The sequence below is a fragment of the Porphyromonas gingivalis ATCC 33277 genome, assembly GCF_000010505.1.
GTDB lineage: Bacteria > Bacteroidota > Bacteroidia > Bacteroidales > Porphyromonadaceae > Porphyromonas > Porphyromonas gingivalis.
In genome coordinates, this window is record NC_010729.1 from 1,020,942 (window position 1) to 1,037,748 (window position 16,807).

The 16,807-nt window shown below is 38.8% G+C and carries 19 protein-coding genes and 1 pseudogene; 18 read left to right on the forward strand and 2 right to left on the reverse strand.

Features of this window, described 5'->3' with window-relative positions; genetic code table 11:
• The first annotated feature begins 114 nt into the window (after window positions 1-114).
• From PGN_RS04370 to PGN_RS04385, 4 genes are all read left to right on the forward strand, one after another.
• Complete coding sequence (locus PGN_RS04370; protein ID WP_039417168.1) at window positions 115-669, forward strand: helix-turn-helix domain-containing protein; 555 nt, start codon at window positions 115-117, stop codon at window positions 667-669.
• Window positions 670-681: 12 nt separating this feature from the next.
• Window positions 682-1,944, forward strand: a complete 1,263-nt coding sequence (locus PGN_RS04375) for a site-specific integrase (protein ID WP_012457877.1) — start codon at window positions 682-684, stop codon at window positions 1,942-1,944.
• Window positions 1,945-1,964: 20 nt separating this feature from the next.
• The gene (locus PGN_RS11480; RefSeq protein ID WP_039417535.1) at window positions 1,965-2,486 is read left to right on the forward strand and encodes a hypothetical protein; all 522 of its coding nucleotides are present in this window, start codon (window positions 1,965-1,967) and stop codon (window positions 2,484-2,486) included.
• Window positions 2,487-2,589: 103 nt separating this feature from the next.
• Window positions 2,590-3,675: an IS5-like element ISPg8 family transposase gene (locus PGN_RS04385; protein WP_012457878.1), complete on the forward strand. Its 1,086-nt coding sequence runs from the start codon at window positions 2,590-2,592 to the stop codon at window positions 3,673-3,675.
• A 477-nt stretch (window positions 3,676-4,152) separates the two neighbouring features.
• On the opposite strand, the gene PGN_RS04390 is transcribed toward PGN_RS04385, so the two are convergent.
• Window positions 4,153-4,797: a hypothetical protein gene (locus PGN_RS04390; protein ID WP_012457879.1), complete on the reverse strand. Its 645-nt coding sequence runs from the start codon at window positions 4,795-4,797 to the stop codon at window positions 4,153-4,155.
• Window positions 4,798-4,826: 29 nt separating this feature from the next.
• Complete coding sequence (locus PGN_RS11485) at window positions 4,827-5,036, reverse strand: hypothetical protein (RefSeq protein ID WP_039417172.1); 210 nt, start codon at window positions 5,034-5,036, stop codon at window positions 4,827-4,829.
• 260 nt (window positions 5,037-5,296) lie between these two features.
• On the opposite strand from PGN_RS11485, the pseudogene PGN_RS12160 reads away from it, so the two are divergent.
• The 14 genes and pseudogenes from PGN_RS12160 (at window position 5,297) to PGN_RS04455 (ending at window position 16,755) form a co-directional block, all read left to right on the forward strand.
• Window positions 5,297-5,652, forward strand: a pseudogene (locus tag PGN_RS12160) (helix-turn-helix domain-containing protein).
• A 14-nt stretch (window positions 5,653-5,666) separates the two neighbouring features.
• Window positions 5,667-6,872: a VapE domain-containing protein gene (locus PGN_RS04405; RefSeq protein ID WP_012457882.1), complete on the forward strand. Its 1,206-nt coding sequence runs from the start codon at window positions 5,667-5,669 to the stop codon at window positions 6,870-6,872.
• Between the two features lie 230 nt (window positions 6,873-7,102).
• Window positions 7,103-7,990 (forward strand): toprim domain-containing protein, encoded by an 888-nt coding sequence (locus PGN_RS04410; protein ID WP_012457883.1) that lies wholly within the window; start codon window positions 7,103-7,105, stop codon window positions 7,988-7,990.
• A 129-nt stretch (window positions 7,991-8,119) separates the two neighbouring features.
• Window positions 8,120-8,482 carry a MobC family plasmid mobilization relaxosome protein gene (locus PGN_RS04415; protein WP_012457884.1) on the forward strand — a complete coding sequence of 121 codons (363 nt, stop codon included), beginning with the start codon at window positions 8,120-8,122 and terminating at the stop codon, window positions 8,480-8,482.
• A complete protein-coding gene (locus PGN_RS04420; RefSeq protein ID WP_012457885.1) occupies window positions 8,472-9,413 on the forward strand; it encodes a relaxase/mobilization nuclease domain-containing protein in 942 nt (313 codons plus the stop codon). Before PGN_RS04415 ends, PGN_RS04420 begins: the two co-directional genes overlap by 11 nt.
• Before the next feature lie 25 nt (window positions 9,414-9,438).
• On the forward strand, window positions 9,439-10,161 hold the full coding sequence (locus PGN_RS04425; protein WP_012457886.1) for a hypothetical protein: 723 nt from the start codon (window positions 9,439-9,441) through the stop codon (window positions 10,159-10,161).
• A 117-nt stretch (window positions 10,162-10,278) separates the two neighbouring features.
• A complete protein-coding gene (locus PGN_RS04430) occupies window positions 10,279-10,494 on the forward strand; it encodes a helix-turn-helix transcriptional regulator (RefSeq protein WP_043876322.1) in 216 nt (71 codons plus the stop codon).
• Between the two features lie 32 nt (window positions 10,495-10,526).
• Window positions 10,527-11,774 carry an SIR2 family protein gene (locus PGN_RS04435; protein WP_197524288.1) on the forward strand — a complete coding sequence of 416 codons (1,248 nt, stop codon included), beginning with the start codon at window positions 10,527-10,529 and terminating at the stop codon, window positions 11,772-11,774.
• Window positions 11,764-13,665: an ATP-binding protein gene (locus PGN_RS04440; RefSeq protein ID WP_012457889.1), complete on the forward strand. Its 1,902-nt coding sequence runs from the start codon at window positions 11,764-11,766 to the stop codon at window positions 13,663-13,665. Before PGN_RS04435 ends, PGN_RS04440 begins: the two co-directional genes overlap by 11 nt.
• A complete protein-coding gene (locus PGN_RS10415; protein WP_080504411.1) occupies window positions 13,647-13,856 on the forward strand; it encodes a KTSC domain-containing protein in 210 nt (69 codons plus the stop codon). Before PGN_RS04440 ends, PGN_RS10415 begins: the two co-directional genes overlap by 19 nt.
• 4 nt (window positions 13,857-13,860) lie before the next feature.
• Window positions 13,861-14,907, forward strand: coding sequence for a hypothetical protein (locus PGN_RS04445; protein WP_012457890.1), 1,047 nt, complete (start codon window positions 13,861-13,863; stop codon window positions 14,905-14,907).
• A 31-nt stretch (window positions 14,908-14,938) separates the two neighbouring features.
• The gene (locus PGN_RS11855) at window positions 14,939-15,742 is read left to right on the forward strand and encodes an AlbA family DNA-binding domain-containing protein (RefSeq protein ID WP_230847065.1); all 804 of its coding nucleotides are present in this window, start codon (window positions 14,939-14,941) and stop codon (window positions 15,740-15,742) included.
• A complete protein-coding gene (locus tag PGN_RS11860; RefSeq protein WP_335337280.1) occupies window positions 15,670-16,185 on the forward strand; it encodes a Fic family protein in 516 nt (171 codons plus the stop codon). The genes PGN_RS11855 and PGN_RS11860 overlap by 73 nt, the downstream gene beginning before the upstream one ends.
• A gap of 114 nt (window positions 16,186-16,299) precedes the next feature.
• The gene (locus PGN_RS04455; RefSeq protein WP_012457892.1) at window positions 16,300-16,755 is read left to right on the forward strand and encodes a GNAT family N-acetyltransferase; all 456 of its coding nucleotides are present in this window, start codon (window positions 16,300-16,302) and stop codon (window positions 16,753-16,755) included.
• Window positions 16,756-16,807: the final 52 nt, after the last annotated feature.

Below are 16,807 nucleotides of genomic sequence, written 5' to 3' on the forward strand. Positions count from 1 at the left end.
TTTCTATTGATTTTAGTCGTATATTTGTACCATATTTGTGCCGCGACTTATTAGTGTATAAAGTGCGACTTAAATAAAAAGAGAAATTGATTATCAGATAGATAAGAGAAGCGTATGCCGGCTGCAAAATTTCATATTGAGCGAAAGTGCGAATTGTGTGGGGAGACCTTTCTTGCCAAGACAATCACATCGAGATATTGTTCTATACAATGCTCAAGGTCTGCGTATTCACAAAAGAAGCGAGAGGAAAAGTTGGAAGAGCTCCGACGAGAGAGGGCCGCAAAGGTTCCTAAGGATCAACCCTACCTCTCCATCTCCGATGCTATTGCTCTATACGACGTTTGCAGAGATACGCTATACCGACTTGTTAGAAGTAAGGCTCTCCGAAGTTATAACTTGGGAAAAAGGATGACTCGCATCTGTAAAGAGGATTTAGAACGCAACTTCAATCTGAGGCCTATTGATGAGCAAAAGCCGAGAACAAGAAGTGAGGCTAAGCTTTACAACCTTGAGCCAGAATATTGTTACACGATTGGTGAAATAACAGCCAAGTTTGGGATTACGGAAGGCACGGTATATAAGCATATCAGAAAATTTTCCATTCCCATAAGGCAGATTGGCAATTATGTCTATGCCCCAAAGTCAGAGATAGACCAACTGTACAAATAACCTTAGATATACATGAGAAAAGAATTACATAATACGAAAGTAACTGTGAGACTTCGCAGGAGTGCATATAGAAATGAGTGGTATCTCTACATTGAGAGTTATCCAGTCTATACTGCGGGCAAATCCGAACCACAACGTGTCCGTGAGTATCTCAACCGCATAGTAACTACGGTAGTCTGGGATAAAACTCGGACTGCACGCACAACATCTTCGAGCAAATCGTACAAACCCAAGCGAGATTTGAATGGAGTGATACAGTGCAAAAGCGAGGTTGATCAAGAAGCTTGTATTTATGCCGATGAGGTGAGAAAGCTCCGTCAAAGAGAATACGACAATGCCGATTTGTACAGCGATGCAGATACGGCTCAGGCAGAGCAAAAGGAACGTTTGCAACAAAACTTCATTAGCTATTTTCGAGAGGCGATGTACAAGCGACACAAAAATAGCTCCACTTCTATTCTTGTCAATTGGAAGAGAGCTATGGACTTTCTTAAAATGTATGCGGGAGAAAATTTGCCGTTTTTCAAAATCGACAATGCTTTTGCCGAAGAGTACAAACGTTTCCTTTTGACAGCTCCTCGTGGAGGGAATAAATGTGGTACTATTTCTCACAATACGGCATCCACTTATTTTTCTATTTTCAAGGCAGCTCTCAAACAGGCATTTATAGATGGTTATCTAACCGTTGATATATCCGCCAAAATAAAAGGTATTCAGGAACAGGAGTCTCGCCGTGAATACCTTACCGTAGAGGAGTTAAATACGCTTGCTTCAACCCCTTGTGATCGTGAGGTGATGAAACGGGCAGCTCTTTTCTCTGCTCTGACAGGATTACGCCACTGTGATATTCAGAAACTAAAGTGGAAAGAGATCAACATGGATGGAGAACAGCCGAGGTTACATTTCACTCAAAAGAAGACCAAGGGAGTGGAGTATATGCCTATTTCAGAACAAGCCTTACAACTATGTGGAGAAAGAGGCTTACCAGAACAATTGGTTTTTGAAGACCTGCCTGATCCGTCATGGATTTCTAAACCTCTAAAGCGTTGGATAGAGGCTGCAGGCATCAAAAAGTCCATAAGTTTTCATTGCTTCCGCCACTCCTACGCGACTCTACAATTTGCCAGCAGTACAGACATTTATACCGTAAGCAAGATGCTGGGACATACGAATGTGAAGACAACGCAAATCTATGCAAAGGTGGTCGATGAAAAGAAAAACAAGGCGGCTCAAGCCATAAAATTGGATACGATAGAGACAAAGAGTCAGGAATAACCTCACAAAAATGAATAAAGATGCAGTCTAAGTACTTTGAATATATAATTGTTTATTTATCCGTCTTGCTGGCGTGTGCCTTAATTGGTATAATTGTGAGATTTGTTTTTGTCTCGGCTGGAGTTGATGAATTTACTGCAACCGTAATTTTCTGGATTGTTACAGGTGTAGGTATCATTCTCTATTCAGCCCTGATGCTTCTGATTGACGGCTTGTTCACAGCTATTGTGAAGAAGTTTTTCCCTCACAAGCATTCTCCATCATCACTTCAAAAAAAGAAAGAAGTTGAGCAGGATTTGGACCCAAATAGTATAGAGCCCGAATTCATTCAGGAGATACGAGTTAGCCAACAGCGGAAACAAAGCGATAAATCAAAAGAGAAATTGGAGATAGCAATCTCCTATACACAGCATGAATTTGCCCCTTATGTCTCTGATGACGATTTGATACGACTTTGTCAATACATTACAGCTTATTCAGAAGGAAACGTCTTGCAAAACCCTCAACCTGTCAGGGTCGCAAAACTTACTTCTTTAGACTGAGACCTTTGCACGGCGATAGGTGTGTATTTTGTTTATTAATTCATTGTATAATAGGGAGTTATTTTGTATATTTGAGCATTAAAAACAGCATAATATTCCTCCCATGGCATACCAATCCAAGAATACCGATGAGCATGTAACATTTGCAGACGCACTCCTTTCAAAGCGTTATCGCAAAGCACAAAACGACTTCCTCAATCAGGTTGACAGGCTTATCGATTGGCGTCCGATCAGGACGCTGATCAACAAGAAATACACGAAGCGACAAAATGCCATCGGCGCCCCGGCTTATGACGTGATTCTCTTATTCAAGATGTTGCTTTTGGAGACATGGTACAACCTCAGTGATTGTGCTTTGGAGGAGCGCATCAATGATTCAATCACCTTTTCCCGATTCTTGGGGCTGAAGATGGAAGAGGTATCTCCCGACCACAGCACCATCAGTCGATTTCGTTCGGCACTGACAGAGTTGGGTCTCATGGACAAACTATTGGCGCAGTTTAACAAACAACTTTCCCGCCATCACATTTCGGTAAGGGAAGGGGTGCTTGTGGATGCAAGCCTTGTGGAGACGCCGCATAAACCCAACGGAAGCATTACGATTGAAGTCGCAGACGACAGAGAAGACAATCGGAGCGAGGCGGAAAAAGAGGCAGAGGAGGATTATCAAAAACAGGTTGTCCGTCAACGTAAAGGGACGGATGAAGAAGCCCGTTGGGTGTACAAACAAAAGCGTTATCACTACGGATACAAAAAGCATTGTCTGACCAATGTTCAAGGCATTGTTCAAAAGGTGATAACGACAGCAGCGAACCGCAGTGACACAAAGGAGTTTATTCCGCTATTGGAGGGTGCAAACATACCTCAAGGCACAGCCGTCTTGGCGGACAAAGGATATGCTTGCGGGGAAAATCGTTCCTACCTGCAAACCCATCACCTTCAAGACGGCATCATGCACAAGGCACAACGCAACAGGGCATTGACCGAGGAAGAGAAGCAACGAAACAAAGCAATCGGTCCGATACGGAGCACCATCGAACGCACCTTTGGCAGTATTCGCCGGTGGTTTCATGGCGGACGATGTCGATACCGGGGACTTGCCAAGACCCATACTCAAAACATTCTTGAAAGCATCGCCTTTAATTTATACAGAACCCCGGGGATAATTATGTCCTCATCCGTAGGATAAGGCATAACCACCCTTGAGGAGCTCGTACAAGTAGCTCCTCAAAGGGGGGATTTACAACTACTTTCACTCCTTACTGCCACCCCTTTCACTCGCTCCTTTTATGCCAAGAACTCCTCTTCCCTCCATCTCCTTATTTTTCAAAGGTCTCAGACTTATATCATTTCGGCTGGAATATTTGGAAATATTTCAGTATCGGCAAACAAGACGAGGTTGCTCTTTTCCTCAAACTTGTTTTTGCCGATGTATTAAAAGACGTTGAGCCCGACACCATCAAAAGCCACCTCAAAGACGATGAACAAAAAGGGCTAATCAAGATTCAGAAAAGTTTGCCTTCACAGTAGTTTTAGGCTGTTTTTGTTTTTCTAAAATATGAGAACCTTCTGCCACTAACTATTTGGATTTTGATAGTAGCTATAGATCTTTATAGTCTCATAAAATAAGCTTAAGAGAATATCTACACCATCTACTTAATGTTTTCTATGATTTTAATAGTTCAAGTGCAGAGATGAAATACTTTAGTTTTTCGATATTATTGTTATCCAAATGATAGATAGAACCTGGCTTAAATTGAAAACACTTTCCAAATGAATGGGCTAACCATATATCATAAAAGAAGCGCTCACTTGTTGACAAACGATCAATTGCGGAATTCTCAGATTTAAAGCCTACTATTTGATCATCGTCAATCTCAAACTCTTTCTCAAAAACCATGATTGGAGTTTTGAATATGTATTGAAATAACCTCTTAACAGCTTCTACATTTGTATATGAAGCATACTTATCTAACAAGGCTGTTTTGATTTTTTCGAGAACTTGTTTGATTGTCTTAAGTGATTGTAGGAGATAATCTTTATCAATAGATAACTTCCCATTACCATTATTGGGTTTTCTAATGTTAGGACCAGCGGTATCCTTATAGATATTGTTTATAACAAGATTATTGTGAAGCAATAAGTTTCTTGTTGCTTTGATTTCAAGCAAACTATTTAACTCTGTTTCATCGATCTGTTTTTTGTCAATACCTGTAGTTACAGCGAAATAGTTGAGAATATCAGGTAGACTTTTATAACTAACAGATAGAATTTTGTTTTCAATAGCTAATTCAAGAGGATTGCCATTCACTAAATCATTCTTGGGAATAGATTCTGTTTTTATATCAAGTTTATCAGGAATAAATTCAGTAATACTCTCAATGTATCATTTAAAGAATATTCAAATGAAGAAACTGCTAGAACAAAAATACCATCTAGAACAATTTTGTCCTCAATAATCTCCCTTTGTTCTATTCCTTTAATTCTTATCAAAGCTTGTTCTATTGGCTGGATTAGCTTTGTTTTTGTTAATAATATCGGCTTCCCCATTATTGCTTTTTTATTGATTGTAAATGATTTGACAATATTCCTCTAAAATGTCAGAATCTCTGATTAAAACACCTTATAGCTTATGAGAAAGCCAGTAAGTGTGGCAAACATACAAAATAATAATGTAGAATTCCATTTACTCAAGAAGAAAAACTAAAACACAGCAACCATAGTGTTTTTGTAGTGTTTTCTCCGTGTTTTGAATCACAGGGAAAACACTTTATTCATTTGTGCCATGTTAAACTCAAAATAGTATAGACATGGACAACAACGAAATTTCTTTTGAGAATTTACCCAAGGCGGTAGCTCACTTAGTGAATGAAGTAGCTGAGATCAAAGCATTGGTCGAGAAAGGCAAGATGCAGTTCTTTCTCCAAAACGTATTCCTATCGGGATAGATGAAGCGTGTAAAATCATCGGGAAGGCCAAACCTACAATTTATACACTTGTGCGCAAGCGTTTACTCCCTTGCTACAAGAATGGAAAGCAACTCTACTTCTTCGAGGATGAGTTGCTCGAATGGATAGCCAATGGTCGTAGAAAAACGGTGCGAGAACTTGCCGAAGACTCAAAGCTCTTTATCTCTGAAAAGAAGGCCAAGCGCTCTCATTTCTAAATATCTATTCAACGATGAAAGAAGAAATGGATGAACGACCAGAAGGGAAGCAATCCAAGAATGAACGGATAGAGTCCTTTCTAAGGGAGCACTATGACTTTCGATTCAATACCGTAAAAAGTCGCACGGAGTTTCGAGGCTCGAATAAAGATGAACCTTTCTACCCACTCGGTAAATTCGACATCAACTCCATGCGACGGCTATTGGATTCTTCACAAGGTATCAGTACTTCGGCAGAGAATATACGAGCGATATTGGAAAGTGATTTCTGCCCACGTATCAATCCTGTACAGGAGTATTTCCAAAAACTATCGAAGTGGAACGAGGGAGAGGATTCGGAGATTATTCACTTGGCCTCGTGCGTAACGGTTCGGAATCCTGAGAAGTGGCAAACTTATCTGACCAAATGGCTTATTGCAGTGGTGGCGAATGCGATGGATGATTTGTTCTGTCGCAATCACACCTGTCTGGTTTTGACTGGAGAGCAGGGTAAGTTCAAGACAACTTTCTTAGACTTACTTTGTCCCATAGAGCTGAAAGCATATTTGTTTACGGGTACTATTGACCCTCAAAATAAGGATACGCAGACCCTTATAGCCGAATACCTATTTATCAATATCGACGACCAACTCAAAGCCCTCAACAAGAGAGACGAAAATGAGTTAAAGAATCTCATCACTACTCCACGGGTTAAGTATCGCAGACCATACGATACGTACATCGAAGAGTATCCTCACTTAGCCAGTTTTATGGTTTCGGTAAATGGCAATGACTTCCTTACAGATCCGACGGGTAGCCGCCGATTTCTTCCTTTTGAGGTAGAAGCTATTGACATAGAAGCTGCTAAACAGGTTGATATCAATAAGGTTTATTCGGAGGCTTGGTGGTATTGGAAAAGTGGATATCGGTACTGGTTTGATGATGCGGAAATTGCAGAGTTGCACCGAGAGAGCGAAGGCTTTCATGTGCAGACAGTCGAATACGAAATGTTGCTCAAAGGCTTTGAGAAACCAAGTCCTACGGAAGAGTCTTATATGACCACTTCGGAAGTCCTGAATTATTTGCGTGGATACACTACGCTGAACCTCTCTGAAAAACGAATGGTGGAAGCTCTGCGCAAAGCAGGATTTGAACGAAAGTCCCGACGGATAGGAGGTAACCCTATGTATGTCTATCATATCAGAAAGGTCTTTCCAAATCCGTTCGTGAGTTCCTTTTGACCTATTGATAAATTACAGTTACTACTTACTACAAGAGGATTTAATCCAGTGAAAGAAAAAAGATTGAGCGTGTAGTATGGTTTTATAATCTGTCTTACAACAGAGTTACTACTCGCACCGATGATACTACTACAAGAAAACAGGTTAAGACTCTTTTTCTTTTCACTGTGAAGGAGTTATCCATCCATATTCATGTAGTAAGGAAAATCTCCAAAACTTAGAAAAACATGATGAATATTGAACATATAAAATCCTTATCTCTGAAGGATTATTTGGCTAATAAAGGCCATTACCCAGTGAAGGAGTATACGACTTATGGAATGTATAGAAGTCCTTTTCGGGAAGAGAGTAGTCCCAGTTTCAAGGTCGATTATAGAGTAAACCTTTGGTATGATTTTGGAAGCGGAGAAGGCGGCAGCATAATTGATTTGGTTATGAAACTACATGGCTGCACACTGTCTCAAGCAATTGGACTGTTAGAAAACCGTGTAGAGATTAGCCCTCTTACGCAGAATGACTTTGACCGACAGGCTGAGAGTGGCGAAGAGATGAAAATAATCGAAGCAGTCTCTTTGCATCATCCTAATTTGCTGAGATATCTGCAAAACCGTAAGATTGATTGTTCTGTGGCGAAACGGTACTGTCGTGAGGTTCACTATCAAGTAAAAGGGCGTATTTATTACGCTATCGGAATGCCCAACGACTTGGGAGGTTATGCCATTCATAATCTCTATTTCAAAGGTTGTTTTCCTCCTTCCAGTGTCTCCTCCTTTGATCGAAATACGGACACTGTAAATCTCTTTGAAGGATTTATGGATTACTTGAGTTTTTGCACCCTTTATCCTGACAGAAATACTGAATCTGCAGTTGTATTGAACTCTGTAAACAATCTCCAAAAGGCTCATTCTTTGCTCTCGAAATATGCCATTGTTAACGCTTATCTCGATAACGATGCAGCAGGAAAGAAAACGCTTGAAGTGCTTTGGAGAATGAATCTTCCCGTTAATGATTGCTCCAGCCTCTATGGGGAGCATAAAGACTTGAATGATTTTCTCTGTCGAAAAAATCAAAAACTCATTTCTCCTCCGAGAATGAAAAGTCGGGGACTCAAACGATGAATGGGTATGGAGTCAAGCCCTTTGCTTATTAGGGGGAGCAAGTTTGTGTTTTGGTCAGACCAAAACCTTGCTCTTCGAGGATTGACTCATCCCGTTGGTCTATTCATAAATCAAAAAACAAATACGGCAATGAAAACAATAGAAAATAGTAATACGAATGGTCGCCCACCCAAACGACCTGTAGAAAAGAAGAAATATAAGGTTACACTGAAAATGGCAACCGAGGAGTTCTACTCTCTGAAAGCTAAAGCGCGGCTTGCAGGGATTACTCGAAGTGAATACATCCGTCGTTGTATTGCTACGAGTATAGTCAGGCAGAGACTATCTCCCGAATTGATGAATCACCTTCGTCAGCTAAGTGGAATGGCCAATAATGTTAATCAGATTGCTCACAAAGCCAATGCTATGGGATACGCACGAGTCTATCAAGACAACCTTGCGATGACTGAGAGATTGGACAATATCATAAAACGAATCGAAGATGATTGCTAAGATTGTTCAGGGGAGAGGATTTCGAGGGGTGATAAACTATGTTTTGGAGAAAGATCGTGCTCAGCTCTTGCAGGCAGAAGGCATTCGTCTGAAAGATAGAGAAGCTATAATCCGAAGCTTTGTTACTCAAAGTAAACTTAATCCCAAGATTACGAAACCTGTAGCCCACATCTCTTTGGATTTCTCAGCTCAAGATAAAGGGCGTTTAACGGATGCTTTTATGGTCAAGGTGGCACAGGAATATTTACAGAAAATGAGCTACTCCAACACGCAGTATCTTATTGCTCGTCACCACGATACAGAGCATCCACACATACACATAGTAATCAATCGTATTGATAACGATGGTCGAAGAATTTCGGATCAAAATGAAAAGCTACGTAGCACGAAGATCTGCATGGAACTGACCAAGAAATACGGATTATATATTGCTTCTGGAAAAGAGAATGTCAAGCGTGAACGGCTGAAAGGGAACGACAAAACCAAATATGAGATTTACGATGCTCTCAAAAAAGCTATTCCTCAAAGTTTAACGTGGGGCCAGTTGCAAGCGACCCTAAAGCAATCAGGTATAGGCTTGGAATTCAAGATGAATGGCAATACAGATAAGATTCAGGGCATCATTTTTGAGAAAGACGGTAATCGGATTTCAGGCTCCCATGTAGATAGAGAATGTAGCTTCTCAAAGATTGACAGGCAGATTAAAGATAATGCCTATCAAGCACTGCAAGTGGCAGAAAAACAGGAGTTCAAAACATCAGAAATAGGAGGTGTGATGGATGCTCTTGATTCTCTTATCGGGCAACTCAACATTTTCTCTCTCTTTAATAGTCCTCATTATGATGCAACGCTTGCCGAATACATTCAGGCTCTGAAAGCCCGAAAGTTGGCAGCTAAAAGCAAAATCAGGATACGCAGAGTACTGCACTAATGTTTAACCACAAAAGAAAAAGTATATGAATACAGATAGAATGGATACTTCAGCCGTATATGGTCTATTTGAGGAATTGAAGCAAAGTCTTACGGAAATGGCTTCATCCTTAAGAGGAAGATCTGAGCAGCAAACCATCGACTTGAGTAAAGTCGAAGAACTTTTTGAGAAGATGAATACACTTTCAAAGCAAGAGGTGTTTTCGCCCGAACAAATCAGGGTCTTGGAAGAAATACTTGCCAAGGGCATCGTGACAGGACTGGAAGCAGTTTTTGAGAAGCTGGATGGATGGAATGCAGAGAAAAGAGAGACTCTACAAGCCATTGGGGCGAAAATTGATGAGCTGAGCAAAGAGAGTCGTACTGTCATCCGCAAAGAACATGTTTTTAGTCTTGACTTTAAGAATAGTAAAACGGCTATCACTCTTTGCTGTATGGGGCTTGTTCTTTTGTTTTCTCTGGTTGGAAACTTCTGGCAAATGCGACAAAATAGTCAACTGTCGGATAATGACTTGAAGTATCGCTACATCAAAATGTATGGAGAAGTTAATCAGGAAAAGCTAATGGATTTGGAAACGCTCTTCAGCTATCAGAGAGACGAACAGCAGATTGCACTTATCCGAGAACAAGTGGAAACTTACGAGCGGTTAGTTAAAGAACAGGCAGAAAAGGCAGAACGAGCCCGCCTGAACACATCGCAGGCAAACGAACTTCAGAAGCAAGCAGAATCCATAAAACAACAGAAATAAATACTCCTTTTCTGTACCCATTAAACGATTTAAGGGAATGAGAAAATAAATCCTCGTTCCCTTTTTATATGCTATTTCATTTCATATATTTGCGCTATCAAAAGAATATTGAACACGATGGATAAACCCATGAATCGAATAAAAGAAGTGCTTGAGGAGAAAGGTATTAAGCAAACATGGCTTGCCGAAAAACTCGGCAAGAGCTTCAGCATTGTCAATGCCTATGTCCGCAACCGCCGTCAACCAAGTCTCGAAACCCTTTTCCAGATTGCGGAGATATTGGGAGTAGAAGTGAAAGAGTTAATCATTTATGCAAAAAGTACGGATTTTTAAAATTTGCCTCAAAGGATGGTGTATGTGTAAAAATGACATCAGAAAAAGTTGAAAACATAAAAGAAAATACGATGACTACACTAACGCATGATTTAACAAGGCATCTTAGGGCTCTTCGTCAAACTCTCTCTCAGGATAAAAAACCTATTGGGTTCTTTATTTCTGCAGGTTGTCCATTATCTGTGCCAATGCCAGAGGGAGAATGGCCTCTCATTCCTGATATGAAACAATTATCCGAGTATGTTTCATCCAAACTATCTAAACTTCCTAATGAACAAACTGCTTTTGACCGATTGATAAAAGAACTCGAATCAGCGGACAAGGATAAAAATAACTTAGAAGACGTTCTAAGCTTTGTCCGATCGCTAAAAAGTGTGGCATGCGGAGGGGGAGAGGTAAGAGGACTTAAGGAGCAGGAACTTATTGAATTAGAAATAAGTATATGCAAGCATATTATTGAAAAAGTCCGAAGAGATTTACCTAATAAGGAAACTCCCTATCATAGGTTTGCAAAGTGGATTAGTGCAATTGATAGAGATAGGCCTGTAGAAATTTTTACGACAAACTACGACTTGCTGATGGAACAAGCTCTCGAAGAGTTGAGTATTCCGTATTTTGATGGTTTTGTTGGTTCTAGGCAATCATTCTTTGATTTAAGATCTATTGAAGACAATCTAATGCCCAAGCATTGGTCTAGATTATGGAAAATACATGGCTCCATAAATTGGTATCAAAAAGCAAACAAAGAAGTTTTTCGCTCCGATATGTTCAAGGATGATACAGATACATCATTTTTGATTTATCCCTCTCATTTGAAGTATGACCAAAGTCGAAAGATGCCTTTTCTCGCATTATCAGACCAATTAAGTCGTTTCCTAAGACACCCCTCTGCTGCTCTCATATTGTGCGGATATTCTTTTAATGACGAACATATCAACGATACAATCGTAAATGCCTTAAAATCTAATCCCACTGCAATCGTGATAGCATTGATGTATGGTAACATCAAAACAAATACGGGGGGAGAAAGCTATCCAAGAGGTGTTGAAATAGCTCAAAAAAGACATAACATGAGTTTTTGGACTAAGGATGAAGCAATAATTGGCACCAATCGAGGGAAGTGGAGCAAAATATCAGATAGCTCTGATGATGTATTGCATTTTATTAAGGAAGACGGAAGCACTTCCAATATATATACTGAAATAGGAGACTTCAAGGTGTTTTCGGAGTTTTTGAGTTCTCTTATTGGATATTCAGGGGAGGAAGAAGATGGCAAATAAAGCAACTTATATAGGAGAGATACAGAGTGTTGATGGGACTACTGTTAGCATATCTTTATCCACTGATTGTATTTCGGGACTCACCTATGTTAATGGAGAAGGATATAAAATAGGACAAGTTGGAAGCTTTGTAAAGATTCCCTTGGGATATAACGATTTATTCGGTATCGTTTCGCAAATAGGAGCTAACGCCGTTCCAGAAAAACAGATAGAGATTCAGCCATATGGTAATAGATGGATGACTGTCCAGCTTATTGGGGAAGGACAGGGAAATGGAGGCTTTGAAAGAGGAATTTCACAATATCCAACAATAGGAGATGAAGTTCATTTAGTCTCAGAAAATGATTTAAAGCGAATATATGGTCAAATAGAAAAACCATATTTCGTCAAAGTTGGTCATATTGCAGGAGCAGAATCAATCCCAGCATTGATCGATGTTAACAAGTTAATCACTAGACACTCTGCCATTGTTGGTACTACTGGCTCCGGTAAATCAACGACAGTCGCGGGGATATTAAGTGCACTATCAGATCCCAATAAATATCCATCATCAAGAATTATTGTATTGGATATCCATGGGGAATACACCACAGTCTTTGGGGATAGAGCAATTGTATATAGAATTAATGCTGATAAATCAAGTAAAAAAAATGAAAGGGAGCTATGTCTGCCTTATTGGGCTTTAAGTTTTGACGAGTTACTTGAAATAAGTTTTGGAGCTATCAGTCAGGAAAAAGATAAAATTGTTATTTTGGAGAGAATATTAAAAAGTAAAGTAGAAGCCTTTGATAAGTTTCCCAAAGAAGGGATAGATAGAGAGACGTTGAGTGTAGATAGCCCTACTCCTTTTAGTCTACATAAACTCTGGTATGAATTATATAAGGAAACTATTGGAACATACTACAGCAAACGTGCAGGTCTGCCAATAGACAATCTCGCCTATGAAAAAGATTCGACAGGTGAAGAAATAAAAGGAAACCCGCTGAAAGGCATTCCTCCTCAATTCAGAAAGCCTAAAAATGACAAAAATGACGATGAAAAGATCAATTTTTTAAATATGGGATTGAGCTCTAGTAGTCAACTTATTGCTTTAGGTTCAAAATTGAGAGTTCCCAGATTTGATTTTTTATTCAATCCTGGAAAATGGACTCCCGATTTAGACGGGAAGACTGAAAAAGATCTTGATGAGTTATTCAAAGAATGGATTGGGAGTGATAGGGCTGTTACAATTTTTGATTTATCTGGCATTCCCTCTTCAATTCTAAACACAGTCATAGGTGTTCTATTGAGGATATTATATGAAGCTCTTTTTTGGACTCGAAATCTTTCTCAAGGCGGAAGACAAAGACCATTATTATTGGTAATGGAAGAAGCTCATAATTATTTGAACGACAACTTTAACGGGGCAGCTTCTATTGTTGTCCAGAGAATAGTAAAGGAGGGAAGAAAATATGGAATAGGCGCAATGATTGTGAGTCAAAGACCTTCAGAAATAAATTCGACCATACTTTCTCAATGTGGAACATTTATCTCTCTTAGGCTGTCAAATGCAACGGATAGAGGGCACATTTGTTCTGCTATAACTGATAATCTGGAGGGATTAACAAGTATGCTTCCAATACTAAAAACAGGAGAGGCCATCATATTAGGCGAAGGTGTTAAATTGCCAATGCGCACATTAATTGATGCTCCAGCCAAAGATCGCAGACCTGATAGCCAGGACCCGATTGTTTTTGAAACCCAAGATGAGGAGAGCTCTCAAGAAGTGGGAGGCTGGGGAATTCCAATGGAGCCTGAACCAAATTATAAAGAATTTCTGCAAGTATGGCGTTCTCAGAATCCTAATTTAATAACACAAAAAAATCAAAAAAAATGGAAAGACAAATCGTAAGTTCATCTAACATCGCCTCTATAGGCTATGACGACACAACAAGTACATTAGAAATAGAATTTCTTAATGGAAGTGTTTATCATTACTATGATGTTCCGCACCGAGAATATCAAGGCTTAATGCAAGCAGAATCACATGGCAAATACCTTGCAGCAAACATAAAAGGGAAATATAGATACTCCAAAGTCTAAGGTTATGTCCGTAATAAAGATAAATAAACAACTTAAAAGAGTAGAAATAAAGGAATTTGAAATTGAGAATGAAATCGTTTTCAATTTCTTTAATAGCACTTCAGCCTCTGAAAGAGATGGGAAGTTGTTACAAGCTGTTTATATCGGAGTTTTGGCCTTGATGGAAGATCGCTTTTCATCTTTTCTTTCAAAGACAACCAACGAATTGGGCACTGAATTAGAAAGCCTGAAAATGATTTTTGAAATGAAAAAGGAGATCTTCTATAGATCAACGATAAAAGGAGTTTTAGCAGAGAATGACATTGCAGAGTTTCTTATCAAATATTTCGAGGACAAAAAAATTCCAGATAAAGTTTATTTGACAGGAAATACCATAGGAAGATTGCCTAGAAATAAAACAGGGGATATTGTCTGCGAATTGAATGGACAAGATGAATTCAAAATCGTACTCGAATGTAAATTTGATAAAAGTATTAAGCTAGGAGATATCGATTCAAAAGAGATATTCACACGCAAAACAGATACGGCTTGGAGTCAGCTGATAGAGGCGCAAGCCAATAGAGAAGCCCAAGCAAGCATTATTGTATTGGATATCTCTCTAACAGACAACTCAATACTACAGAAATATGAAAACGTCGGATATATCCCTGATATAGGGTTTGTTGCTATTGTTAATTCTCAAAAAGGGGACTATTCAAATCTTTCTATTGCCTATATGTTGGCAAGAGACATTGTCTTGAATGCTAAAACCATTGACTTTGATAAAAATATATTGTTGATGCTTGTTAATCGCACGATTAAAGACATCAATGAGATTTTGAGCATTAGATCATTGATAAATAATAATATTGAAAACAACAAGGTTATTCTGAAACAGCTAGAGAAGAGTATTCTTTTGATGGAATTTAATCAAGAATATTTGAAGAAATTTCTGAAGAGTGGGATGTTAACAAAGGAAGACTTATTAGCGTTTTATCAAGGAGAATCATTGAAAGATAAGTATAAATTGATTGAGACAAATATTGAAAACGAAATACTCCTCAATGAGTAGTATTCAGAACTAATTTTCAATATTTCCTTCATTGGTTATAGAAATAACTTTAAATATGAATTCTGAAACCAACCGTATAGAATACAAACAAGAACTTATAGATGATTTGGAAAAAGAGGCAATCGCTTTTCTGAATTATCACGAAGGAGGCGTAATTTATATTGGAATCGACAAAACAGGGAAAGCTGTTGGCGTTTCAGATATTGATGGTGATATGCTCAAAATCAAAGATCGACTGAAGAATAACATTATGCCATCATGTCTAGGATTATTTGATGTCTCAGTAGAAGGCGTTGATTCAAAAAACGTGATAAAAATTACTCTGGCAAGTGGAACGGAAAAGCCGTACTATATCAAGAAACTTGGGATGTCGGAAAGAGGCACATTCATTCGTGTCGGTACTTCTGCTGAACCAATGCCCGTAAAGATGATAGAATCTCTATTTGCCAAACGTACTCGGAACTCCATTGGCAAAATCAAGTCTCCAAACCAGAACCTTACTTTTGAGCAACTTAAGATATACTACGAGGGATCAGGGAAAACACTAAATCAGCAGTTTACGTCCAATTTGGAGCTGATTACAGAAGAAGGCGAATACAATTATGTAGCATACTTATTGGCTGATACCAATGGAATATCTGTGAAAGTGGCAAAATACAATGGATTTGACCGTGTTGACTTGACAGAAAACAACGAGTATGGGTATTGTTCGTTAATAAAGGCAACCAAACAAGTATTGTTCATAACGATTATACCTCGGAAGTGCCACCTAAATTTGAGTTCTTTGATGATAGAATTGAGATTACATCATTTGGCAGTTTGCCACAAGGCATGACAGAGAAGGAGTTCTTTGAAGGCTATTCGGTGCCACGCAATAAAGAATTAATGCGCGTATTTCGAGATTTAGATTTAGTAGAACACTTAGGGTCTGGTGTCCCACGTATTTTGAACAGTTACGGAAAAGAATGTTTCAAGTTTACAGAGAACTTTTTACGAATGATATTTCCGGTGTCCGAGCAAGTAACCGAGCAAGTAACCGAGCAAGTAACCGAGCAAGTAAAAGAACTGGTTAAGATAATGAACAACGAGATGGATAGGCAAGAGATACAAGAAAAATTGGGTCTTTCTCATAGAGAAAATTTCCGTTCAAATTATTTAAAGCCTGCATTAGAACAAGGATTTATAGAAATGACTATCCCCAATAAACCTAATAGTAGTCTGCAAAAATATCGGCTAACAGTATTGGGCAAGCAGTTAAAAGTTAAATTGTTCCCTTAACCTCATTTATAAGAGATTCAGTAGTACAATGAAATAATATCTTCGTAATTATTGTCAATATGAGAAAAGAGTTAAAAAATAATCGACAGGTCAGTTTCAACCATAAGAAATACAATGGACTTTATCTTCAGTAGAATAGAAAAGTATTACCCCTATAATCTGCTCCTGTTAGCAGACGAAACAGTTGTAGCTATAAACAAGTATCTTCCTTATTCAGATGTTTACATAGCAAAACAACAGGGGAAAATAGTAGGTGTGATAAGTCTGTTGCCAGTAGATAAACAAACGATTGAAATAAAAAACATAGCTATCTCTCCTGCATATCAGGGGAAAGGGCTGGGTAGCTGGATTCTGAAAAAAGCAGAAGAAATTGCTAGAAAAGGTGGTTATATAACCATTATTGTCGGCACAGCTGATTGTGGGACAAAACAGATTCAATTTTACGAGAAGCATGGTTATTCGAAGTATGCGATAAAGGAAAACTTTTTTCTTGAGAATTATGCCCAGCCAATTTATGAAAATGGGATAATACTAAAAGATATGATTATGTTGAGAAAAGAGTTGAAATGAAGACAGATAGGTAAAGATTACCCGATATTACATATGGAGATAAAGGGAAAAT

Excerpts from the sequence above, each read along its gene's own strand:
- PGN_RS10415 (WP_080504411.1), top strand. The coding sequence starts at position 13,647 with ATGGAAAGACAAATCGTAAGTTCATCTAACATCGCCTCTATAGGCTAT.
- PGN_RS04415 (WP_012457884.1), top strand. The coding sequence starts at position 8,120 with ATGAAAACAATAGAAAATAGTAATACGAATGGTCGCCCACCCAAACGA.
- PGN_RS04410 (WP_012457883.1), top strand. The coding sequence starts at position 7,103 with ATGAATATTGAACATATAAAATCCTTATCTCTGAAGGATTATTTGGCT.
- PGN_RS04435 (WP_197524288.1), top strand. The coding sequence starts at position 10,527 with ATGACATCAGAAAAAGTTGAAAACATAAAAGAAAATACGATGACTACA.
- PGN_RS04370 (WP_039417168.1), top strand. The coding sequence starts at position 115 with ATGCCGGCTGCAAAATTTCATATTGAGCGAAAGTGCGAATTGTGTGGG.
- PGN_RS04375 (WP_012457877.1), top strand. The coding sequence starts at position 682 with ATGAGAAAAGAATTACATAATACGAAAGTAACTGTGAGACTTCGCAGG.
- PGN_RS04420 (WP_012457885.1), top strand. The coding sequence starts at position 8,472 with ATGATTGCTAAGATTGTTCAGGGGAGAGGATTTCGAGGGGTGATAAAC.
- PGN_RS04440 (WP_012457889.1), top strand. The coding sequence starts at position 11,764 with ATGGCAAATAAAGCAACTTATATAGGAGAGATACAGAGTGTTGATGGG.
- PGN_RS04445 (WP_012457890.1), top strand. The coding sequence starts at position 13,861 with ATGTCCGTAATAAAGATAAATAAACAACTTAAAAGAGTAGAAATAAAG.
- PGN_RS04430 (WP_043876322.1), top strand. The coding sequence starts at position 10,279 with ATGGATAAACCCATGAATCGAATAAAAGAAGTGCTTGAGGAGAAAGGT.
- PGN_RS11485 (WP_039417172.1), bottom strand. The coding sequence starts at position 5,036 with ATGGGGAAGCCGATATTATTAACAAAAACAAAGCTAATCCAGCCAATA.
- PGN_RS04385 (WP_012457878.1), top strand. The coding sequence starts at position 2,590 with ATGGCATACCAATCCAAGAATACCGATGAGCATGTAACATTTGCAGAC.
- PGN_RS04405 (WP_012457882.1), top strand. The coding sequence starts at position 5,667 with ATGAAAGAAGAAATGGATGAACGACCAGAAGGGAAGCAATCCAAGAAT.
- PGN_RS11480 (WP_039417535.1), top strand. The coding sequence starts at position 1,965 with ATGCAGTCTAAGTACTTTGAATATATAATTGTTTATTTATCCGTCTTG.
- PGN_RS04425 (WP_012457886.1), top strand. The coding sequence starts at position 9,439 with ATGAATACAGATAGAATGGATACTTCAGCCGTATATGGTCTATTTGAG.
- PGN_RS04455 (WP_012457892.1), top strand. The coding sequence starts at position 16,300 with ATGGACTTTATCTTCAGTAGAATAGAAAAGTATTACCCCTATAATCTG.